The organism is Isoptericola aurantiacus (assembly GCF_044769875.1).
Classification (GTDB): Bacteria; Actinomycetota; Actinomycetes; order Actinomycetales; family Cellulomonadaceae; genus Isoptericola; species Isoptericola aurantiacus.
Genome location: NZ_JBJBAE010000003.1, coordinates 256,430 through 278,542, shown reverse-complemented (window position 1 = coordinate 278,542; position 22,113 = coordinate 256,430). Strand labels below are relative to the sequence as shown.

The following is a 22,113-nucleotide window of genomic DNA, read 5'->3' as shown; positions in this document are numbered from 1 at the left end:
ATCGGGTCCGGACAAGCGGCAGGTGAACGGAATGTCCGACCGGTCCGATCCGGCGCCGCGCAGAGTTCACCGTGGTGTCATCCACCGGCCCTGTCGGGGTCCGGGGCCGCGTCCTAGACTCGCCGGCATGCGGATCTCCGTGACCGGTCTGGGCTACCTGGGTGCGGTCCATGCGGCGAGCATGGCGAGCCTGGGGCACGAGGTCGTCGGCGTGGACGTCGATGCCGCCCGGGTCGAGTCGTTGGCCCTCGGCAAGGCCCCGTTCTTCGAACCGGGCCTCGACGAGCTGCTGACCCGCGTCCAGAGCTCCGGCCGACTGACGGTCTCCACCGACCCGGGCGTGGTCGCCGGCGCCCGGGTGCACTTCGTGTGTGTGGGCACGCCGCAGTCCGCGGGCTCGCTCGCGGCCGACCTGCGGTTCGTCGACGCCGCGGTCCGGGGCCTGGTCGACCACCTCGGCGAGGGTGACGTCGTGGTCGGCAAGTCGACGGTGCCGGTGGGGACGGCGGGCCGGCTGGCCGGGCAGGTCGAGGCGGTGGGAGCGACCCTGGTGTGGAACCCGGAGTTCCTGCGCGAGGGGTTCGCCGTCCGGGACACGCTGCACCCCGACCGCATCGTCTACGGGGTCCCGGCCGGGGCTGCGGGCGAACGGGCCACCGCGGTGCTGGACGAGGTCTACGCGGCCCCGCTGTCCGAGCCGACGCCGCGCATCGTGACGGACTACCCCACGGCCGAGCTGGTCAAGGTGGCGGCCAACTCGTTCCTGGCCACGAAGATCTCCTTCATCAACGCGATGGCCGAGTTGTGCGAGGTGGCAGGCGGCGAAGTGACGCAGCTCGCCGACGCGATCGGACACGACGCCCGGATCGGGCGCCGGTTCCTCAACGCGGGTCTCGGCTTCGGCGGGGGATGCCTGCCGAAGGACATCCGCGCGTTCATGGCGCGGGCCGACGAGCTGGGCGCCGGTGAGGCCGTGGCGTTCCTGGGCGAGGTGGACGCGATCAACACGCGCCGCCGGGTGCGGATGGTCGATCTCGCCGCGGGCATGCTCGACGGCACGATCGAGGGTGCCCGCGTCACGGTCCTGGGCGCGGCGTTCAAGCCGGACAGCGACGACGTGCGCGACTCGCCGGCGCTCGACGTGGCGGCGCGGCTCGGCGAGCTGGGCGCGGACGTCGTCGTGCACGATCCGCAGGCGATCGACAACGCGCGTGCCAAGCACCCCGGCCTGGGGTACGAGCGGGACCTGGACACCGCGCTGACGGGGGCGGACGTGGTGCTGGTGCTCACCGAGTGGCGGCAGTACCGCGAGCTCGACCCGGCGCGTGTCGCGGCGCGGGTGGCACGGCGGAACGTCCTGGACGGACGCAACGCCCTGGACCGGTCCGTCTGGCAGGGTGCCGGCTGGACGTACCGGGCGCTCGGCCGCGCGGAGGAGTCGGCCGGAGGACCCGTCGGCTGAGGTCCCCGGGCGCCCGCGGCCCGTGCTGACGCCGCAGGTCCCCCCGGTCAGACGCCGGTGACCTGCTCGGTGGCCACCAGACGTCCGAGCCGCTCGGCGTCCGCATCGAGCTCCGCCGTCGTCCGTGCCGAGACGAGCACCACCGACCCGCCGCGCGACCAGACGCCGACGGCCTCGGCCAGCAGCGCGGCGACGTCGCGGTCGCCGCGGACCAGCACGCGGCCGCCGGTCGGCGCGGCCTCGCCCCCCGCGGTCCCGGCGTCGGTCGATCCGATCAGGGCGTCCAGGGGCAGGTCGGTGCCGGCCGCGGGGTCGAACCCGATGGCGTCGCCGTAGGTCATCACGGCGGCCGCGGCGTCGACGGCGCCGGGCGGCAGGTCGCCGTCGAAGCGCCGGGCCAGGGCGGGCAGGGCCACGGCGACGAGCTCCGCCGAGGTTCCCGTCCACGCCCCGGGCCTCGAGGTGATCACGACGTCGGCGTCCTCGTGCCGGGCGGCGGGGTCGGCCGTGGCGGCGGGATCCACCTGGACCAGCGCCGCGCCGCAGCGGGCCGTGGCGAGTGCCCAGACCACCTGGCGCCAGCCGACGGGGAGGTCGACGACGACGTCGGTGCCGGGCCCGGCGTCGAACTCCTCGCACAGCAGGTTGACGGTCTTGGCGACCCAGTTGCCCACGACCGCTCCGGACAGCTCGATGCGCTCGCCGTCATCTCCGTACCAGGTCAGGGCCGGCCGTCCTCCGGAGGCGGCGAGGCGGGCGAGGAGTGCGGTCACGGTGGTGGGTGCGGTGGTCACCGTGCCAGCCTACGAGGGGTGACGCGCCTCAGATCTACCTCATGCGGACCTCAGACGGGTGTGAACAGGTGGTGCAGGTGAGGCGCGTAGCACATTTCGGCTTGACGACCGTTGATGACACGCGTGTAATTCCATGTATGCAGTTTCTTCGAGAACGGCATGGAGGGGCACGCCATGTGGAACTTGCTCGACGGGGACCAGGAGGTCTTCCCGTCTGACGTCGGCAGCGCACCGGACCGCATCGCGCCGGTCCTGCCGCTGTTCGGCCAGGGTGACGTCGTCGACGACGAGACCCTGCTGGGGTGGCAGGAACGAGCTCTGTGCGCCCAGACCGACCCGGAGGCCTTCTTCCCGGAGAAGGGCGGGTCCACGCGTGAGGCCAAGAAGGTCTGCGCCTCCTGCGAGGTCCGGAGCGAATGCCTGGACTACGCGCTCGAGCACGACGAGCGGTTCGGGATCTGGGGAGGTCTGTCCGAGCGGGAGCGTCGCAAGCTGAAGCGGCGCGCCGTCTGACGGATATCCCACGCGACGCCGCCTCGGCGCCGCATCATGGCGGACAGGATGACTGCTCCGCACCTGACCCAGGCCCCCGCCCGGGACGGGGCCGCCCCGCAGGCGGCTCCCGGCCCCGTGGCGGTCGACGGCGCGAGCCCGCGCGCCGCCGTCACCGTGACCACCGTGGTGGTCACCCACGGCCGCACGCCCTTCCTCCAGGCGACCCTCGACGCCGTCGCCGCCCAGGACCGCGCGCCCGACGAGGTGGTCGTCGTCGACACCGACGCGGCGGCCTCCACGGGACTGCACCCGGACCTGCGCATGGGCGGCCGCCGGTTCGTCGCCGCGGCCGGCACGCGCACCTTCGGCGAGGCCGTGGACCGTGCGCTGGTCGGGACCGCGCCCGACGACGTGGGCGGGCCCGGCACGGTGGACGACCCCGCCGGGCCGACGTGGCTGTGGGTGCTGCACGACGACGCGGCGCCGGCCCCCGACGCGCTCGGCCGCCTGCTGCGCGCCGTGGAGCACTCGGCGGCCGTCGCGGTGGCGGGCTGCAAGCAGCGTCGCTGGACCCTCGACGCCGACGGCCGCGCCGCACTGCCTGACCCGACGCGGCCGGGCCTGCTGGTCGAGGTCGGCTACACCGTCTCCCCGCTCGGTCGGCGGATGACCGGCATCGACGACACGGAGATCGACCAGGGGCAGCACGACGCCCGCGAGGACGTGCTCGCGGTGGGGCTCGCCGGTGCGCTGGTGCGCCGGTCGGTCTGGACGGACCTGGGCGGCACCGACCCGGAGCTCGGGCAGTTCGGGGACAGCCTGGACCTGTGCCGCCGGGCCCGGCTGGCCGGGCACCGGGTCGTCGTCGTGCCGGACGCCGTGGTCCACCACGCGCAGGCGTCCCTGCGCGGTCTGCGCCGGACACGTCGGCACCGGGCGTCGCGGACCCGCCGGGGCATCGAGGTCTCCGCCTACGCCCGACGGCGCAGCCGGCTGTACTCCCGGCTCGTGTCGGTCCCGCTGCCGCTGGTGCCGCTGGCCATGGTGGCGATGGTCGTCTGGGCGCCCTTCGCCGCCGCCTACCGGCTGGCGCTGAAGAACCCTGCCGGCGCGCGGGACGAGCTGTTCGCCCCGGTCGTCACCGTCCTGCGGGTCGTGCCGCTGGCCCGTGGGCGGCGGCGTGCCGCACGGACCCGGACCCAGCCCCGCAGCGTGCTGCGCTCGCTGCGCGCCGACTGGCGCCAGGTCGCCGCCGAACGGCGCGAGGCGCGGCTCATGCGCGCCGAGGCCCACCAGGTGCGGCGCCAGCCCACGGACCTCGAGCGCGCCGAGCTGCACGACCTGGCACGGCGCCGGCGGACGGGCCTGGTGCTGGTGCTGGTGGCGACGGCCGGGCTCGCGGTCGCGGCCTTCGCTCCCTGGCAGGGTGTGCTGGCCGACGGCGGGCGGATCGTGGGTGGCGCCCTGCTGCCCGCGCCGGCGTCCTTCTCCGAGACGTTCGACGCCGCCACGTCCGGCTGGGTGCGTGAGGGCCTGGGCACGCGGGCTCCGGCGGACCCCTGGCTGCTCGTGGTGTCCTTGCTGAGCGCCCTGGCGGGAGGCAGCGCGCAGACGGGTGTGAACGTCCTGGTCGTGGCGGCGCTGCCCCTGGCCGCCCTGGGCGGCTGGTACGCCGCGGGCGCCCTGACCCGGTCCGTGTGGGCGCGGGCCGGCGCCGCGCTGGTGTGGGTGGCCGCGCCCGGGTTCCTCGACTCCCTGGGCAGCGGTCGGCTCGCCGCCGTCGTGGCCCACCTGCTGCTGCCGTGGGTGCTCCTCGCCTCGGTCCGTGCCGTCGGCGCCCAGGCCCGCGACGGCGTCGTCCCCGCCGGCCCCCGCCGGGGGTCGTTGGGGGCGACGGCGGCCGCGGGGCTGCTGCTGGCCGTGGCGGCGTGCGCCGAACCCGTGCTGCTCCCCGTCGCCCTGCTGGCCGTGGTGGGCGGGCTGGCGGTCGCGTGGCGGCACTGGCGGCACCTGCTGCTGATCCCGGTCCCCGCGCTCGTCGTGGCGCTGCCGTTCTGGTGGCAGGTCGCCACCACGTGGTCCGACGGCGGGTGGCGGCTGCCGCTGGCCGAACCCGGTGCCCCCGTGGCCGCGACGACGTCGGACGGTCTGGCGCTGCTGCTCGGCCTCGCCGGGCCGCTGTCCTGGTCCGGGGGGCCGGGGTCAGGTCTGCTGCCGACGGTGCTGGCCGTGGTGCCCTGGCTGCTCGGCGCCGGTGTGCTCGTGCTGGCCCTGGCCGGGCTGTTCGTCCGGGGCCGGGTGACGGCGGTGCGATGTGCCGTCGGTCTGTCCGTGCTGGGGCTCGTGGCGGCGCTGGCGGCCGCGGGCACCGTGGTGGCGGCGGCGACCGACGTCGACGGCGCCGTCGTCGCGGCCCACGGCTGGCCGGGCGCGGGTCTGTCGGTCCTGCTGCTGGGCCTCGGGGCCGCGGCGCTGTGTGCCGTCCCGGCGGGCGGCGGACAACCCTGGCGGCGTACCGGTGCCGGTGCGCTGGCGGCCGTCGCCCTGGCGGTGCCCGTGCTGGGGCTGGCGGCCTGGTGGCAGGACGACGTCGCCGACGGCGGGGTCGCGCAGCTGCAGGCCGCGCACGCGGGCGTCGTCCCCGCGGTCGGGCGCCAGCTGCAGTCCGCGCCGCAGGCCGCTCGCGTGCTGCAGCTCGACCAGGTCGACGGCGCGGTGGAGTACACGCTGATGCACACGGACGGCTCGAGCCTGCTCGACTCCTCGGTGGTGGTGCGGGCCCGGGACGCCGGGCTGGTGCCGGCGCCGGAACGGACCGACCTCGCCGCGTTGGACGCGACCGTGGCCCGGCTCGCCACGGGGCGCGGCGACGACGTCGCCGGACGGCTGAGCGGCCTCGGCGTCGGCGCGGTGCAGGTGCCCCCCGGTGCGGACGCCGAGCTGGCCACGACGCTCGACCTCGTGCCCGGGCTGACCCGGACCACCGAGGGCGGGACCCTGCTGTGGCGGGTCGGTCCGGACGGCCCGCCGCCGTCGTGGGCGACCGTGCACGCCGGTGTGCCGCAGGACGGCGAGGAGTCGGTGCCGCAGCGAGCCGTGGACTCGGACGGCACCGTGGTCGACGACGTGCTCGGCACCGGGGCGGCCGACCGGGTGCTCGTGCTCGCCGAGAGTGCCGACGCCGGCTGGCACGCCACCCTGGACGGTCGTCGCCTGGCCGCCGTGGAGGCCGACGGCCGCCAGGTCTTCGAGCTCGGTGCGGCCGGCGGTCACCTGGCCGTCCACCACGAGGTGCCGGCCCGCGCGCCGTGGTTCGTGGCCGGGGGTCTCCTCCTGGTCGTCTATCTGCTGCTCGCCCTGCCGGTCGGGCGACGGAGGTCCCGATGAGACTTGCACGCCTGGGCCGCCTGGCCGCGGTGACCGCCACGGGTCTGGTGGCCGCCGGGGTCCTCGCGGCGACCGCGGCCGTCGGCGAGACCTGGGTGGACCGGTGGACCGGTGCCGACCGGACCGCCGTGGGATCCGGGCAGCAGGAGGTGGCGGTGGACCCGGGCGAGGACGTGCTCGTGTGCCCCCGTCCGGTCCGGCTGCCCCGCGGGGCGGACGTGGGTGACGACCAGTTCGGTGCGACGCCGGTCGAGACGCGGTCGAGGCTCGCCGCCGCGATCTCCGGGGCGTCCGGGGCGATCACGCTGGGCCGCCTGGACGGCTCGCGGCGGTCGGACCTGGCGCCCGGCCCGGACGCCGCCGTGACGGCCGGTGAGGCCGCCGGGGTCCGAGCGCTCCGGGCGACCCCCGAGTCCGGTGGCACCCTCGGTGCCGCCGGTGCGGTGTCCTCGCGGACCGCCACCGGTGACCTGCGCGGCCTCGCCGCGGCGTCGTGCCGACGTCCGGCCACGGACCACTGGCTGGTCGGCGGCGACAGCGAGGTGGGGTCGAGCGCCCTGCTGGCCGTGCAGAACCCGAGCCCGCGCCCGGCCGCCGTCACGCTCGAGGTGTTCGGGCCGGCCGGAGCGGTCCCCGTCGGCGGCCAGGGGACGTTCACGGTGGCGGCGGGGGAGCAGACCGTGGTGCGGCTCGACTCCCTGGCTCCCGAGCAGCGGCGGCTCGCCGTGCACGTGACGGCCGTCGGCGCCCGGGTGACCGCGAGCCTGCAGACCCAGGGCATCGACGGGCTCGTCCCGGCCGGGGTGGACCTCGTGGAACCCGGCGCGGCTCCGGCACGGTCGCTCGCCGTGACCGGCGTCGTCTCCCGTGGCGAGGACCTCGACGACGAGCACGCCCCCGTCCTGTGGCTGGTGGCGCCCGGGCAGGACGCCGGCAGCGCACGGGTGGGCGTCTACGGGCCCGACGGACCCGTGCGGCTGCGTGGCGCGGAAGAGGTGGACCTGGAGCCGGGGACGGTCGTCGGCGTCCCCCTCGGAGGTCTCGGGGCCGGCACGTACACCGTGACGGTCGACGCCGACGTCCCCGTGACCGCCGGCGCGCGGATGTCCGTGCCGGGCACCGCGCCGGAGAAGGCCGTGATCGAGGACACGCCCTACGACGTCGCGTGGAACGCGGGTCGGTCGCTCTCCGACAGCGGGTCGTCGACCTCGGGGCAGGTGGCGCTGCCGGACGGCGGCGCGGGAGCCACCGTCGTGCTGTCCGCGGTGCCCGGCGCCGACGACCGCGACCCCGACGCCGACGTGGTCGGCGAGGTCACGGTCACCGTGCGCGGACTCGACGCCGAGGGTGCGGTGGCCGACGAGCGCGAGGTCACCGTCCAGGCCGGCACGACCGTCGAGCTGCCGGCGTCCGACGTCGGTGCGCAGGTGGCCGTCGTCGTCGAGGCGCCGGCGGACGCCGCCGCGGGCCCGAGCCTCGCCTGGGGCGTCCGGCTGGCGGGGGACGACGGCACCGGGGACAGCGGCACGCTGGTGGCGACGCTGGACCCGACGCCGGCGCTCCCCAGCCCCGGGGACGTCATCGTGCGGCGCGTGGACGCGTCCTGAGCCTCAGCGGCGGTCGGCGTCGGGGTCGATCTCCTCGGGGGTGCGCGCCAGGAGCTGGGCCACCTGCTCCACCACGACGTCGTTGACGAGGTCGACCAGGTCGTCACCGTCGAGCGCGCGGGACTCGACCGGACGGCGGTAGACCACGATCCGCGCGGGCTGCCCGGCCTCGGCGGGGAAGAGTCGGCCGAGCGGGACGCCCTTGTCCTCCCAGGGCGCGGGGTCCGACGGCGGGACGTCCTCGACGGCGAGCTCGGTGCCGGACACGGCCGGCCAGCGCCGCTCGATGCGCTGCACCACCCCGAGCACCGTGTCGTCGAACTGCTCGGCACGGGTGCGCCGGGCCGGCGCGTCCGGGGGGAGCAGCGGACCCCGGATGCCCCGACCGCGCCGGTCCCGCCGTCGGGGACCGGACGGGGAGGCGGACGGCACGGGGACCCCGGCGCCGGTGGGCTGCACACTGTTCACCCCACGAGGGTATCCACGCACGGCGCGCCGGGAGCGGGCGGTGCTGCTGCGGGCGTATCCTCCCCGGGTGAGATCGGTCAGGCAGTGCTCGCGCACAGCATGCACGCAGGCAGCGGTGGCGACGCTGACCTACGTCTACGCGGACTCCACCGCGGTGCTGGGACCGCTCGCGCAGCGCGCCGAACCGCACAGCTACGACCTCTGCTCCGTGCACGCCGGGCGTCTCACCGCTCCGCGGGGCTGGGAGGTCGTGCGGCTCCAGCCCGAGTTCGTCGCCCCGCCGCCGTCCAAGGACGATCTCTCGGCGCTCGCCGAGGCGGTCCGCGAGGCGGGCCGGGGTGGCCGGGCCGCCGACGTCGCAGCCCCCGTGCCCGAGCCGGAGGGCGTCACGGAGACGGCACGTCGCGGGCACCTGCGGGTCCTGCGCGCCGAGTCCGACTGACCCCACCTCGTTGTGGGTGCACGACGCGCCGCCTCGAGGATCGAGCCGTCGGCGCGTCGTGCACCCACAACGAGGGCGACGGGGTCGGATCGGCTACGGCACCCAGGCGCAGACCACGTGGCCGGACCCCGCCAGAGTGAGGTTCCCGGCGTCGTGCGGGACGAACACCGACTCGCCGCGGTGCAGCCGGGCGGGGCCGTCGTCGGACCGGTCGGACGTGAGCTCGACCGACCCGTCGAGGCACAGCACGATCCGTGGCCCGGCCTGGGGGAGCGTGACGTCCTCGGAGGCATCGACGTCGGCGAGCGTCAGGGCGAACTCGGCCACGGGGACCCGGTAGGTGTGCACCTGGCCGCGGCCACCGGACGTGGTGATCTCCGGCGTCGCGGGTCGGCGCGGGGCGAACGAGGCGCACTCGAGAAGCGCGTCGACGTCGATCCGCTTGGAGGTGAGCCCCGCTCGCAGGACGTTGTCGCTGGAGGCCATCACCTCGACCGCCAGGCCGGACAGGTACGCGTGGGCCTCGCCGGGCGGCAGGAAGAGCGCATCCCCGGGGTCCAGCGTGACGCGGTTGAGCAGCAACGAGGCCAGCGCTCCGGGGTCTCCCGGGTGCTGCTCGGCGAGCCGGACGACGGTCGCGTCGGCGCGTCGGGACGGTGAGCCGGACGCCAGCCGGTCGCGTACCGCCTGGACCGAGGCGCCCACGACGTCGGCGCAGGTTGCGGACGTTCTCGCGGTGAGGAGCTCGACGAAGGCCTGGCGGACGCCGCTCGTCGTCCTGTCGGCCTCCAGGGCGGTACGGACCCGGCCGATCAGCGGTCCGTCGAGGCCGTCGAGAAGTCCGAGCACGGTGCGTGGCGTGCGGAAACCGGCGAGACCCTCGAACTCCGTCAGCGCGACGACCATCTCGGGCTTGTGCTGGTCGTCGTGGAACGAGCGCTCCGGTGAGTCGAGCGGGATGCCGAGCGCGTTCTCGCGGTTGTAGCCGGCCCGTGCCAGGTGCGGACGTGGATGGACCTGCAACGACAGCGCGCGCTCGGCCGCGAGCACCTTGAGCAGGAACGGCAGGCGCGGGCCGAACCGGTCGCTCACGCGCCGACCGAGCATCCCCTCGGGGTCGGACCGCACCAGGTCGCCCAGCGCGGCTCCGCCGGAGCGGCTGGGTGCGCTGGGGTGCGCGCCGAGCCACAGCTCGGCCACCGGTCGGCCGTCGGCGGGCACGCCCAGGAGCTCGGGGATCTGTCTCGGCGAGCCCCAGTCGTAGCGCTGCACGGGGTTGTCGAGCGGGTAGAGCTCGGTCACGGCCACAGCCAACCACAGGACCCCGCCCGCCGTCGTCACCCGCTCCGCCGGCCGTGGCGGCCCGGGCAGGGGTGTGCCCTGTCCCCGTAGGCTGGGGCGGTGGACGCACTGGACCTGGGCCGCATCATCAAGGCGTACGACGTGCGCGGAGTCGTACCGGACGAGCTGTCGCCGACGGCGGCACGGGCGATCGGGCAGGCTTTCGCGCGCGTCGTGGCAGTCCCCGAGGGGGCCTCGCGCGTCGTGATCGGCCGGGACATGCGGGACTCCGGGCCGGAGCTGGTCGCCGCGTTCGCCGACGGGGTGCGGTCCGCCGGTGTCGACGTCGTGCTCATCGGGCAGTGCTCCACCGACGGGCTGTACTTCGCCTCCGGGCGGCTGGACGCCCCCGGGGCCATGTTCACGGCCTCGCACAACCCTGCGCGCTACAACGGGATCAAGCTGTGCCGGGCGGGCGCGCGCCCGGTCGGGCAGGACAGCGGGCTGGCGGAGGTCCGCCGGGTCGCGCAGGAGCTGCTCGACGCCGGTGGGGCCGGGGGACCGGACGGCCCGGCGTCGGACGCGGTGACGGGGAACCTGACCGAGCAGGACCTCCTCGGGGACTACGCGGCCTTCCTGCGCTCGCTGGTGGACCTCTCCGGGATCCGGCCGCTGAAGGTGGTGGTCGACGCCGGCAACGGCATGGCGGGGCTGACGGCCCCCGCCGTGCTCGGGACGGCGACCGGGCTGGCGGAGCTGCCCGTAGAGCTCGTCCCGATGTACTTCGAGCTCGACGGCTCGTTCCCGAACCACGAGGCCAACCCGCTGGAGCCGGCGAACCTGCTGGACCTGCAGGCCGCGGTCGTGGCCCAGGAGGCGGACCTCGGCCTGGCGTTCGACGGGGACGCCGACCGCTGCTTCGTCGTCGACGAGCGTGGTGCGGCAGTCTCCCCGTCCGCCGTGACGGCCCTGGTCGGGCTGCGCGAGGTCGAGCGGGAGAAGGCGGCGGGTCGCACCGCGACCGTGATCCACAACCTCATCACCTCCCGGTCCGTGCCGGACCTGCTGGGTGCCGCCGAGGCCGAGGTGGTGCGCACCCGGGTGGGCCATTCGTTCATCAAGGCGGAGATGGCCGCCCACGACGCCGTGTTCGGCGGCGAGCACTCGGCTCACTACTACTTCCGCGACTTCTGGTTCGCCGACACCGGCATGCTCGCCGCGCTGCACGTGCTCGGGGCGCTCGGCTCGCAACCGCACCCCGCCTCGGCGCTGGCCGAGATGTACACGCCGTACAGCGCCTCCGGGGAGATCAACTCCACGGTGGCCGACGCCGGTGCGACCGCAGAGCGGGTCCGTGAGGTCTATCACGAGGCCTACCCCGACGCGGTCGTGGACACCCTCGACGGCCTGACCGTCGCCCACTGGGACGGGCTGCACCCGCAGTGGTGGTTCAACCTGCGGGCCTCCAACACCGAGCCGCTGCTGCGGCTCAACGTCGAGGCCGCCGACGAGGACATCATGATCAAGGTGCGCGACGACGTGCTGTCGCTCGTGCGGGAGGAGGACGCGACGTGAGCCCGCAGACCCCCTGGATGGACCCGTGGGTCCGGTCCGTGCTGCGCTGCCCGGTGACGGGTGCGGAGCTGGTCGACGCCGTCGGACCGGACGGTGCGCCCGAGCTGCGGTCGACGGACCCCGAGCGTCCTCTGGCCTACCCGGTGCGCGACGGCATCCCCGTCCTGCTGGAGGGGGAGGCGCGGGAGGTCTGAGGCGATCCGCCGGGTCAGTTCTTCTGGATCGACGTGATCCAGGACGCTGGGAGCGACCCAGCCGTGGTGGCACGCCCGATCACCGACCGCATCTTGTCCGCCTTGCCGGAGAGGGTGGAGGTGGTGCCCCGCCGGTTCGTGCCCGTGATGCTGCGCACCTGACCGCTCGGCCACCGCGCGGTCACGCGGACCGAGACCACCTTCGGCAGTCCGAACAGGTCGCTCGCGCTGGCTTGGGTGAGCGTTCGCGTCCACGTCGCGTAAGAGTTCCCCGGCGCCCGCCGGCTGTAGGGGTCAGAGACGGAGCGTTCGTAGGGAACGACCGACGTCCACACATCTTCTGAGTCGGCGGTGCGTCCTCCGCTCGACGAATAGTAGTGTGCGGCGACGGCTTGACCGCGATACGTCAGAACCCTGGCCCGCGTCGTCGAAGTACGGGTGAGATCAACCGAAGCCTTCCACAACTTGCCGTAGCGGCCACCGGCCCCCTCGTTCTCCTTCTTCCAGCCGGTGTAGTTCTGGTCGCGCACGTCGTCCACGACATGGCAACGACACGCCGCCTTGTTGGAAAGCTTGGACAATGCGTACGACCGGGCTGTGATCGCCTGCGCTCGAAGTGCTCGCTCGCCTCCGGAGAGGCCCCAGGAAGAGGGCATCTCCGCGATCCCGTAGAGATACTCAGTATTGAGCCGCACGTCATTGGTGATGTTAGGGATACCGTTCTTCACTGTCACCGTCAAACGTCCGTGCCGGTAGGTGCCGTGGGCACCCTGCACCTGGGCGACGGCCGCGGTGCCGCCCTTCTTGTAGTACCGGGTGCCGGACCAGTAGATGCGTGTGACGCCGGCGGAATAGGTCTTGCCGCCGGTCTTGACCTTGACCTTGCCCGAGGTGGTCTTCGAGACGTTGAGGGTCGCGCCGCCTGTGCCGTTGACGAGCGTGGTGCCATGGCCGTTGCGAACTCGCCAGGCTCCGCGGTCGATGGTCACCGTGGTGGTCGCCGATGTGTCGCCGTAGCCGGAGAACGAGTATGGGTCAGGCCCATAGACCTGGACGCGGATGTTCATCGGCGTGGTGAGGTACGGGGTGCCTACACCAGTGTAGTAGTGCTTCAGGATGCGCGTCGCGGTGGCGCCCTCGCGTGCCATTTGAAAGGCACCGTACTGCGGCATGCCGACCCCGTGGCCGTAACCGCTCCCGTAGAACCGGAAGACCTCCGGCGCTGGGGTCGTCGCCGCGGCGACACGTTCGCGCACCTGGATCGGCCCGCTCTCGGCGCTGCTGGGGGCCGCCAGAAGACCGAGTGCCAGCACGGCAGACATCGAGACCGCGGTCACCCGCGTTGCCCAGGACTTGCTCATGGTCGAACCTTCCGAGAGACCGCCTCTGTCATTTCACTGTGCCCCAGCCTCGGGTCATCAGCATCTCGATGCTCTTGGTCCGGGGCGTCCGCGGTCCCCTTCCTCTATGCTCACCAGTCGTGAGTCGTCGCCTCCTCCTGCACCTCGGAATCAACAAGACGGGTTCCACAGCCCTCCAGATCGCCTTTGTGCGCAATCGTGACGTGCTGCGCGAGCACGGGGTCCACTACCCGATGTCGTCGTCCGACGCCCGGGCGCTGAGCGGTGAGGTCGTGAGCGGCAACGGCAATGCGCTCCTGCCCTATCTCGGCCAGGGCGGCCGGGCGAACGACGAGCAGGCGCTAGCGGCTCTCGCCACCCTCCTGCGCGAGCTCGATGCGACGGAGGACCCGACCGTTCTCTACTCGTCCGAGCTGTTGTTCCGGTTCAGCCCCGACCGGATCACTGCGTTGGCCCAGCTCCTCGAGGAACGTGGCGTCACGCTGCAGGTGGCCGTCTACCTCCGCGACATCGCCGGGCACGCCCTGTCGGTCTACGCCCAGGGGGTCAAGAAGAATCGAGTGACGAGCGACCTGGAGGGCTACCTCGGCCGGGACGGTGAGCCGGCCCGCTATGCGCCCCCGTTACGCAGCCGGCTCCAACACCTGCGTGATGTGCTCGGTGTCGAGAACGTGAGGGTGCTCCACTACGACACCGAACGGGCGCACCTGGTTCCAGGGTTCTTCTCCACCGTGCTCCGTCTGGACCCCGCCGTCCCGCTCGATCTGGGAGCCGGCTTCGTCAACCGGTCCCTCACCGTGCACGAGCTCGAGCTGATGCGACACGCGAACCGGAACCTGCGGCAGAAGAGCGCAGCGTGGGCGCTCAGCGATGCCTTGATGGCGCGTCCCGCCCCGCCCGACGGCCGGAGGCTCCAGCTGACGCAGCAAGACCTCGACCACCTGCATCACCAGTTCGACGACGAGGTCAGGTGGATCAACGAGACGTTCTTCCCTGACGAGCGACTCACGGTCGAGGGCGGTGCCGGCGTGATCGCCGACAGCCGGGTCGAGGCGGAGTCGACGGCGATGGAGCGGCACCTGATGGACGCCCTGGTCGACCTGGCCGGAAGCAAGGCGCGGACACGCCCGGGGACGCCCACGGGAGGCGGCGCGCTGAAGCCGGCAGTTCCACCCTCCGACGCCGCCACCACGCCCCGGAACGATCAGGACCGAGCCCTCTGGCGTCGTGCCACCGGTCGTCTGTCCCGGGCGGTGCAGGTGCTGGTCAGGGGCTACTACTGAACCCATTCGACGCGACTGCCGCCACGGCTCGAGATGCTCTCCCGTCCCTGGGGGCCTAGCGTGCTGTGGCATGGCTCGATGGGGACGCAGGTGCGTAGCAGCGGGAATCTGTGCGGCGCTCGCAGTCGGGGGCGTGGTCTTGCCGACCGTGACGCTGCCCGTCGCCGAGGCGCACGCGGTGCCGCCGGAGGTTGAGGCGCTCGACGTCGAGGGCGTTGACCGGTCCGCCGAGGCGCGGGCGGACTCGCTCGACGCAGCGGTCGGGTCCGAGCAGGAAGGGCCGGACCACGCCGCTGCGGGTCGCGGCGTGGAGGAACCGGACGGCGAGGCCGTCGAGGAGGCACGCGCTGAGACCGCCGAAGAGCTTGCCGCGTTGAGCCCGATGGAGTTCACCCAGGAGTTCCTCGTGGCCGGCGTGACGTGGGCCGCAGGCCCGGACGAGGTGAACGAGGTGGCGGTCCGACTCCGCGAGGACGGGGAGTGGACCGAGTGGCGGGCACTGGGACTGGACGGTGTCGTCGTCGAGGACGGCAGGACCGGCACCGAGCCGGTCACCACCTCAGGTGCCGACGGGATCCAGGTGCGGGTGCTGACGGCGAGCGGCGCCGCACCGGAAGCCCTGCGGGTCGACGTCGTCGACCCGGGAACGTCCGGTGCCGATGCGACGGTCGGTGAGAGCCCGAGCCCGGCCGCGTCCGCGGACGCCGCGACCGGCCGCGAGATCGTCCCGAACATCGTCACGCGGTCGCAGTGGGGTGCGGACGAGTCGCTCCGGGGATCGTGGCCGGAGGTGTCTGGGCGGCTCGACGCGATCTTCGTCCACCACACCGCGGGGACCAACTCGTACTCGAAGTCCCAGTCCGCGGCGATCGTGCGAGGCATCTATGCCTACCACACGAAGTCGCGCGGCTGGCCCGACATCGGCTACCAGTTCCTGGTGGATCGCTTCGGGCGGATCTTTCAGGGGCGTTCCGGAGCGGTGCACGACAATCCGATCGGTGCCCAGGTGGGTGGGTACAACACCGGGACGATCGGCGTGTCCGTCATGGGTGACTACGAGACGGCTCGGCCCTCGTCCCAGGTCATGCACAGCCTGATGCGCGTCATTGCCTGGAAGGCGTACCGGTACGGCATCGGGGCCAAGAGCCACGTGATGCTGCCCACCGGATCCAGCACCGGCTCCACCACCCGCGCGGATCCGGGGGAGTGGGTGCGGGTCCCGGCCATCACGACGCACCGGACCACGAACTACACGGCTTGTCCGGGGCAACACCTCCAGTCCCAGATGAGAGCCCTTCGCACCGCGGTCGGCAACAAGGTCAAGCGGGCGAAAAGCTACTACGGGACGGTCCGTCCCGCAGTCGGCAAGCCGAGGGGGCAAGCGCCGGCCGGACAGGTGCCCGCCCAGTGGTCCCCGACGGTGACCTATCGATGGAGCGCGGTGTCCGGCGCGAAGAAGTACCAGGTGCTGCACCGGTACGCGGGCTTGAACGACGACATGCCCAACAGCCGCTACTGGCGGGTGTACGGCACGACGACGAACACCTCGGTGCGGATCAAGACCAGCGCCGGAACGACGCGTCAGGTCGCGGTGCGGGCCATTGGAAAGAACGGCGAGCGAGGCAAGATCGAGCGCATCATGCGCTCCTCGCGCCCGGTACATCCGAACAACTGGGATAGGTCGAACGCCTGGAAGAGGACGACGGGCGCGAAGTACCACACCGGACTCTCGTTCCGGGCCTCAAGCAAAAATGCCTCTATCGTATTCCGCGGCGCGCGCGAGGTGAAGTCGGTGCGGATCGTCGCCTCGACCAGCTCGGGCTCCGGGCGGATCCAGGTGCGGGTGAAGGGCCACCCGTTCGGCCGGATCAACCTCAAGTCCGAGAAGTTCAACCCCAAGAAGACGTTCGTGATCAAGATCCCGAACTCCAAGGACGGTGAGGTGCGGATCCGCACGCTGGACGGCAAGCCGGTACGGATCAGTTCGATCGCGATCGCCCGCCGCTGAGCGTGCTCCGGGCCGACTCCCGGCGCCGCCGTGCGTCCCCTACGATGGTCCGGACCTCGCACCGAGCGAGCGACGCACGGAAGGAGCGGCGTGAGGACTGCGCTGATCGGACACACGGGCTTCGTCGGATCGAACCTGGCGGCCGCGTACGGGTTCGACGATATGTACAACACGTCGAACATCGAACAGATCGAGAGACAGGAGTACGACCTCGTCTTCAGCGCGGCGGCACGTGCGGACTCGCACCGCATCAACTCCGACGGCGCCGCGGATCGAGCGGAGATCGACGCGTACGTCGATCTGCTATCGACGGTGCGCACGTCGAAGCTGGTGCTCGCGTCCACCGTGTGCGTGTACCCCGGTCAGACCTCGCCGGACGAGACGACGCCGCTCTCCGAGAACGGCCTGACGCCGTACGGTGCGAACCGACTGCACATGGAGCGCCGGCTCGGTGACGTGTTCGACCTGCTGCCCGTCCGCTTGCCGCAGCTCTACGGCCTCGGCATCAAGAAGGGCATCGTGTACGACCTGATGAACGACTACCGGGTTGAACACATCCGCCCCGAGGGCGAGTTCCAGTACTACGATCTTCGGCGGCTCTGGGCCGACGTTCAGGTGGCGCTAGATCACGGCCTGGAGGCGCTCAACGTGGCCACGCCGCCGCTCACGAGCGCGACGATCGCTCGCGAGGTGTTTGGCCGTGACATCAGCGCCCAGGTGATCACCGACCCGGAGAATCCCATGTCCCGGATGTACACGCGCGACATGCGCACGCGGCACGGCGACCTGTTCGGCGGCCCCACTGGCTACCTCATGACCGCGGAGACCGAGATCGACGCCGTGCGCACGTTCCTGCGTGACACCCGTTCCGGCCTGCTCGACTGACCGACAGCCCCAGCACACCAGCCCGGACGACGTCGTCTGCCGTCGGCCCACCCCTGAGGAGAGATTCCACCCTGATGTTCAAGTCCCACAAGGTCTCGGCGATCGTCACGTGCGCCGGCCGCGGCGTCCGCTTCGGCGGCAACAAGTTGCTGGTCAAGATCAATGGAGTCACGATCCTCGAGAAGACGGTGCGTGAGTTCGTGCACCCGGCGATCGACGAGATCATCGTGACGATCAGCCCGGAGAACCGCGACGTCTATCACGAGATCCTGATTGAGAAGGCAGGCTTGCCGGTCACGCTCGTGGACGGTGGCGAGGAGCGATTCATCTCCGCGCGGCTCGGTCTGCAGGCGACAACCGGCGGGATCGTCATGGTGCACGACGGCGTCCGGCCGTTCGTCAACTCCGAGCTTATCGAGCGGATACTCGAGGCCGGTGTCGAGCACGGAGCCGCCATGCTGGGGATGCCGACCGTGGTGCAGCTCAAGACGGTTGACGACGACGAGTTCATCACGGGGTCGCTCGACCGTTCGCACAGCTGGCTCGGGCAGACGCCGCAGGTGTTCCAACGGGAACTGCTCGCCAAGGCTTACGACGACGCGATCGCGTCTCACTACCACCGCGTCTCCGACGACGCCGACCTGGTCGCCGAGTTCACAGGGCACCGGGTCAAGATCGTCAGGGGCGAAGATTACAACATCAAAATCACCACGCGCACGGACCTCGTCATCGCCGATCAGATCATGGCGCAGGCCGACTGGGAGTGAGCCCTATCCAAGCTCGCTGAGACGCGCGAACAGCGGATTCTGCGGGCAATAGCTCGCGGCATCCGCTGTTGGCGTCTGGCGGGTCAGCGGCTCGACTCCTCTAGGTAGCGCTCGCGCCACTCCGCGTTGCGGGCGGTCGCCTGCCGAGCCGTCTCGGGCTCAGGAAGGTCCGCGGGCACCGGCACCCCCAGGAAGGTGCACACGTCCGTCACCGTCTGACCGGGGTCGGTGAGCATGTCCTCGTAGACGACGACGTGCGGATCAATGCCCCGGCCCTCGAAGAAGGCGTCCCAGGCAGCCTCGTGCTTCTTCAGCCCCCGTTCGGCCGACGCCAGTGCGTCGTAGTCGTAGCTGGGTTCGTGCTTCTCCTGGTGGAAGCTGATCCAGGACTTGGTCTGCCGCGCGATCACGAGCGAGACGGCCTGCGCCACGGTGTCCCTGCGGGTGATCCGGAGCCAGTCCTGGATGTCGAGGATCTCCAGCAGCTCCACGTCATCCTCAAGGGTGTGGGAGAACTGCGGCCAATGTGCTTTGAGCCCGAACCGCCCGTTCGGTGTGGTGCGCCGGGCCATGATCCTGCGCAGCGTGGACGCCCTGCTCTCCTCGCCCAGCCGCTTCTGCCACGTGGAGAAGTTTCTCGGGTGGACGTACTCCAGCGGGCTCCCCAGCTCGCCGGTGCTGAACAGGAGGTGCCCCAGCATGTGGCTCCCGGAACGCGGCATCGACGCAATCATGTACGTACGCGGCTGTCCGTCGAAGGGCGGCTGGTCGTAGGCGGGGCCGAACTGGTCCCACGTCCGGGAGCTGGCAGCGGCCGCATTGTCCTCGGTCATATCAGTCATTTCTCCTCGTCGCCTGACGTCGACTGGTGTCGGACGCCACTCAAACCTCGAAAACTCTACCGGGGACCTACCGCGTGGTGCGCCTACGAAGTGGCTACTGGCGATTGCTTCGGTCAGACCGGGACGCTCTGCAGCAGTCCCCGCTGCAGAGCATCCAGCCCGACCGGGGGGCGGAACCTATCCTGGACACGGCCGACGAGTCGTTCGACGGAGAGCCCGGCGACGTCGTCGGGCGACCATGGGTCGTGCTGCCGCTCGGCCCCAAACGCAGAGTAGTAGTCCCGATACTTGAACAACCCGTGCCGGGCGCCGCCGACGCGCTCGCTGAGACGCAGGTGGGCGTTTGGCACGCCGAGCGCGTCAGCGAAGATCATCCCATGCAACGAGGAGGAGATGACGACCTCGCACGCGGCGATCTCGCGGGCGACCTCCTCGGGGGTCCATGCCACGTCGATCAGCCGGACCTGATCCGACAGACCCCTCATGGCGCCGACCGCAGGTTCGGACTTGTCTTTGTAGTGGGGGATGACGCCGACGGCGTACCGCTTGCGAACGCGCCCGTCGACGAGCAGGTGAGCGAGGAGCCCAGGGTCGCCGAGAGCGATCTGCTGACGGCGGTCCTGAGGGAAGTGCTCGGCGCTGAGCCGGCCGCGCAGTGCGGACACGCGCAGGTCGTCGCGCAGCGCGTGGGTGTACGGGCGCATGAAACCGGAGCCCCAGATCGCCGGGAACCTGCGGGGATTCCCTTTCAGCAGGCCGACGAGCACAGAGCCCGCTCCGACGATGTCCGCCTCGCCCGGTTCGCTGTGACGCACGGGCCGGCCGGTGATCCGCTCGAGCAGAGGCGCGGTGACCTCGTCGCCGAAGTTCAGCTCCTTCGGGTACTGCCAGCGCCACCACCACAGGCTGATCGGCTTCATGGCCTCGCTCCTCGTGTGAAGTTCCTGGTCACCGTCAGGTGATCTTCTTCGCGGCGTACGGTCAGGTGGCCGATCTCGAGGTTTTCGAGGCCATCCAGACTCGGACCCACGCGGATGCCATCTGTGACCACGACGAGCTGTGTCCGCAACGCACCGACGGCGTGTGGAACGGGGAGCCGGACGGCAACTGTCCCGTCGTCCAGACGACGCCAGGGGAGACGTTGTCGTGCGTCCCTGCTTCCGGCGGGGGTGACGTCGGCGTACACCCGCAGATCGCCATCGAACGTTTGCGCTCCCACCACGACTTCCGGCCGACCGTCCGGGTCGTCCTGAAGACGCTCCGCTGTGACGTGCGGGAGACTACGAATACTGCGGGCGACCGTGGCGTTCCCCCCGTCAGCGGTGAAAGTCAAGATGTCGTCATCCGGCCCGAGAAGGCGGCCGTCGGTATCGGCGCGAGCGATGCGTTTCGATCCGAACGCGACGGCGGGCCCCGTGCCCTGGTTCCGCAGCGGTGCGATTTCGATGTCCCACGCGCCGCGACCGGGCAGAGTACTGGGGTCGACGACGACGGCGAACGCGAGGGATTGCTCCCCTCCGATCGAACGCTTGCCCCGCAGCTGCACCGGGATCTCGATCGACTGCTGAGTGTGTCGGAGCCGCATGAAGCCCCGAATGCTCAGCAGTGCATCGGCGTCCGAGCCGGCGCTCACCCGGCCGATCAGCTTCGCCACGCTGCCGGAGGCCTCGACGCCGGTGAGCACAGGTTCAAACGTGGACAACGTTGCTGATCTTGCGGTGGCGTCGGTCGTAGGGGTCGGCCTGCCACGAGCCAGGATCCGGCCCGTGATCCGTGCCCAACCGCCTCGCGTGACGGGACTGTTCGCCATGGATGCTCCCTGCGGGTGATGGTAGATGAGCCGGGATATCGTCCCACACCGCAACCTGCCGAGCGTCGAGCGGATCTCGCAAGGTTGGGCGATCTTGCGTCAGCGGTAGAGTGTCCCGGTCCGTCGTCCCCCGACACCTGGAAGATCGATGACCGCTACCGAACCGCGCCAGGCACGGCTGCTGCTTCCCGAGCGTGCACGCCTCTTCCACATCGGCCTGCCGAAGACCGGCACCACGCACCTGCAGAACGCCGCCGCCGCGCTGCGCCCCGAGCTTCTCGCGCACGGCGTCCACTACCCAGGGCGGACTTTCAACCACCGTCGGGAGGTCTCCTCGTTCATGGGGCGAGGTTGGGGCTGGGGCACCAAGCCCACGCGGGACAACTGGAACCGCCTCATGGCGGAGGTGGACGCGGACACCGAGAACCGGATATGGCTGGGCCACGAGTTCGCCTCGGAAAGCTCCGAGGAGATGGTGCACAACTTCCGCGAGGTGCTCGGCGAGCGGATCCACGTCGTCGTGACACTGCGTCACTACGGGTCGATCCTTGCCTCGTCCTGGCAGCAGTACATGAAGATGGGGGACGTCGTCGGCTTTGAGGACTGGCTGCGCGCAGTCCTTGCGGACCCGCCGGACCGCAAGGTCACCAAGACGTTCCACACCCGCAACGACCAAGGGCTCGTCGTATCCCGTTGGGCCGACATCGTGGGACCGGAAAACATGACCGCGATCGTCATCGACAAGGCGACCCCGAACTTGCTCACCGATGCCTTCGAAGACCTTCTCGGACTTCCCCGTGAACTGCTCGCGTCCGCCGAGCAGGACGGCTACTCCTCGAACCGGGGTATGTCCGTCGAGGAGGCGGAGTTGCTGCGGACGGTCAACGCGGAGTTCCGCCGGCGCAAGTTGCCCTGGCCCGCGTATGAGCACTGGATGCGACAGGGCGTCGCCGGTCACATGATGAGTTCCCGGCAGCCCGCTGACCATGACACGACGTTCGAGCTGCCCGAGTGGGCGGCGGAGAAGGCCACCGAGCGGGGCAACCGGTACGTGGACCAGATCGAGGCGACTGGCGTGCGAGTCGTTGGTGACCTGGGCGTCCTGCGAGTCCCGGCGCGAAGCAGCGAGAACCCCGTCTTCACCGTGGCGCAGGTACCGCTCGACGCGGCTGCCGAAGCGGTGCTGGGTTCGATCCAGGCCGGCCTGAAGAAGGACACACAGCTGACGTCCGCCAAGGAGAAACTTGCCGCGGAGAAGGAAAAGCTTGCCGCGGAGAAGGAGAAGCTTGCCGCGTGGAAGCAGGAGCCACCCACGCTTGACGGGTTCCGTGCCTCCGAGCTGGTGGCAGAAGTCGGCCGTCGAGTGGCTCGGCGTGCGCGGAATGCATTGCGTCGGTCCTGACCGCAGCATTCGCACCAGCCGGGATCGCCCGTACGGCAGTCCCGGCTGGT

Annotated in this window: 19 protein-coding genes; 12 read left to right on the top strand and 7 right to left on the bottom strand. The window is 71.6% G+C overall.

The genetic code is table 11. From position 1 onward, the window contains the following. The first annotated feature begins 127 nt into the window (after positions 1-127). Positions 128-1,462, top strand: coding sequence for a UDP-glucose dehydrogenase family protein (locus ACIQLL_RS11200; protein WP_402466824.1), 1,335 nt, complete (start codon positions 128-130; stop codon positions 1,460-1,462). A 47-nt stretch (positions 1,463-1,509) separates the two neighbouring features. Here ACIQLL_RS11200 and ACIQLL_RS11195 read toward each other — a convergent pair whose 3' ends face one another. Further along, entirely contained in the window at positions 1,510-2,256 is a 747-nt protein-coding gene (locus ACIQLL_RS11195; protein WP_402466821.1) for a TIGR03089 family protein, read from the bottom strand. A 174-nt stretch (positions 2,257-2,430) separates the two neighbouring features. On the opposite strand from ACIQLL_RS11195, the gene ACIQLL_RS11190 reads away from it, so the two are divergent. The 3 genes from ACIQLL_RS11190 to ACIQLL_RS11180 are packed head-to-tail and all read left to right on the top strand — an operon-like array spanning position 2,431 to position 7,745. Beyond that, positions 2,431-2,769 (top strand): WhiB family transcriptional regulator, encoded by a 339-nt coding sequence (locus ACIQLL_RS11190; protein ID WP_402467433.1) that lies wholly within the window; start codon positions 2,431-2,433, stop codon positions 2,767-2,769. A 48-nt stretch (positions 2,770-2,817) separates the two neighbouring features. After that, positions 2,818-6,138: a glycosyltransferase gene (locus ACIQLL_RS11185; protein ID WP_402466818.1), complete on the top strand. Its 3,321-nt coding sequence runs from the start codon at positions 2,818-2,820 to the stop codon at positions 6,136-6,138. Next, positions 6,135-7,745, top strand: coding sequence for a DUF5719 family protein (locus ACIQLL_RS11180; RefSeq protein WP_402466816.1), 1,611 nt, complete (start codon positions 6,135-6,137; stop codon positions 7,743-7,745). The genes ACIQLL_RS11185 and ACIQLL_RS11180 overlap by 4 nt, the downstream gene beginning before the upstream one ends. Before the next feature lie 3 nt (positions 7,746-7,748). On the opposite strand, the gene ACIQLL_RS11175 is transcribed toward ACIQLL_RS11180, so the two are convergent. Then, complete coding sequence (locus ACIQLL_RS11175) at positions 7,749-8,213, bottom strand: metallopeptidase family protein (RefSeq protein ID WP_402466814.1); 465 nt, start codon at positions 8,211-8,213, stop codon at positions 7,749-7,751. A 67-nt stretch (positions 8,214-8,280) separates the two neighbouring features. Here ACIQLL_RS11175 and ACIQLL_RS11170 point away from each other — a divergent pair, with 67 nt between their 5' ends. Then, positions 8,281-8,655, top strand: coding sequence for a DUF3499 domain-containing protein (locus ACIQLL_RS11170; protein ID WP_402466812.1), 375 nt, complete (start codon positions 8,281-8,283; stop codon positions 8,653-8,655). A 93-nt stretch (positions 8,656-8,748) separates the two neighbouring features. Here the strand turns inward: ACIQLL_RS11170 and manA are convergent, their stop codons facing one another. Beyond that, on the bottom strand, positions 8,749-9,957 hold the full coding sequence (manA, locus tag ACIQLL_RS11165; RefSeq protein WP_402466809.1) for a mannose-6-phosphate isomerase, class I: 1,209 nt from the start codon (positions 9,955-9,957) through the stop codon (positions 8,749-8,751). 99 nt (positions 9,958-10,056) lie between these two features. Between manA and ACIQLL_RS11160 the strand changes: the two genes are divergently transcribed. Continuing rightward, on the top strand, positions 10,057-11,511 hold the full coding sequence (locus tag ACIQLL_RS11160) for a phosphomannomutase/phosphoglucomutase (RefSeq protein WP_402466806.1): 1,455 nt from the start codon (positions 10,057-10,059) through the stop codon (positions 11,509-11,511). Positions 11,512-11,528: 17 nt separating this feature from the next. Further along, the gene (locus tag ACIQLL_RS11155) at positions 11,529-11,705 is read left to right on the top strand and encodes a Trm112 family protein (protein ID WP_402467430.1); all 177 of its coding nucleotides are present in this window, start codon (positions 11,529-11,531) and stop codon (positions 11,703-11,705) included. Positions 11,706-11,719: 14 nt separating this feature from the next. Here ACIQLL_RS11155 and ACIQLL_RS11150 read toward each other — a convergent pair whose 3' ends face one another. Further along, a complete protein-coding gene (locus ACIQLL_RS11150; protein WP_402466803.1) occupies positions 11,720-13,066 on the bottom strand; it encodes a SpoIID/LytB domain-containing protein in 1,347 nt (448 codons plus the stop codon). Between the two features lie 119 nt (positions 13,067-13,185). On the opposite strand from ACIQLL_RS11150, the gene ACIQLL_RS11145 reads away from it, so the two are divergent. The 4 genes from ACIQLL_RS11145 to ACIQLL_RS11130 all read left to right on the top strand — a co-directional run bounded on the left by ACIQLL_RS11145 (position 13,186) and on the right by ACIQLL_RS11130 (position 18,009). Then, complete coding sequence (locus ACIQLL_RS11145; protein WP_402466801.1) at positions 13,186-14,349, top strand: hypothetical protein; 1,164 nt, start codon at positions 13,186-13,188, stop codon at positions 14,347-14,349. 133 nt (positions 14,350-14,482) lie between these two features. Further along, a complete protein-coding gene (locus ACIQLL_RS11140) occupies positions 14,483-16,357 on the top strand; it encodes an N-acetylmuramoyl-L-alanine amidase (protein ID WP_402466799.1) in 1,875 nt (624 codons plus the stop codon). 90 nt (positions 16,358-16,447) lie between these two features. After that, the gene (locus ACIQLL_RS11135; protein ID WP_402466796.1) at positions 16,448-17,242 is read left to right on the top strand and encodes an NAD-dependent epimerase/dehydratase family protein; all 795 of its coding nucleotides are present in this window, start codon (positions 16,448-16,450) and stop codon (positions 17,240-17,242) included. Between the two features lie 74 nt (positions 17,243-17,316). Continuing rightward, entirely contained in the window at positions 17,317-18,009 is a 693-nt protein-coding gene (locus tag ACIQLL_RS11130) for an IspD/TarI family cytidylyltransferase (RefSeq protein ID WP_402466794.1), read from the top strand. Positions 18,010-18,092: 83 nt separating this feature from the next. Here the strand turns inward: ACIQLL_RS11130 and ACIQLL_RS11125 are convergent, their stop codons facing one another. The 3 genes from ACIQLL_RS11125 to ACIQLL_RS11115 form a co-directional block, all read right to left on the bottom strand. Then, on the bottom strand, positions 18,093-18,851 hold the full coding sequence (locus tag ACIQLL_RS11125; protein WP_402466791.1) for a Stf0 family sulfotransferase: 759 nt from the start codon (positions 18,849-18,851) through the stop codon (positions 18,093-18,095). 113 nt (positions 18,852-18,964) lie between these two features. Further along, the gene (locus tag ACIQLL_RS11120; RefSeq protein WP_402466788.1) at positions 18,965-19,771 is read right to left on the bottom strand and encodes a polysaccharide pyruvyl transferase family protein; all 807 of its coding nucleotides are present in this window, start codon (positions 19,769-19,771) and stop codon (positions 18,965-18,967) included. Further along, complete coding sequence (locus ACIQLL_RS11115; protein ID WP_402466786.1) at positions 19,768-20,535, bottom strand: hypothetical protein; 768 nt, start codon at positions 20,533-20,535, stop codon at positions 19,768-19,770. Before ACIQLL_RS11115 ends, ACIQLL_RS11120 begins: the two co-directional genes overlap by 4 nt. A 274-nt stretch (positions 20,536-20,809) precedes the next feature. Here ACIQLL_RS11115 and ACIQLL_RS11110 point away from each other — a divergent pair, with 274 nt between their 5' ends. Continuing rightward, entirely contained in the window at positions 20,810-22,063 is a 1,254-nt protein-coding gene (locus tag ACIQLL_RS11110) for a hypothetical protein (RefSeq protein WP_402466783.1), read from the top strand. Positions 22,064-22,113 lie beyond the last annotated feature (50 nt).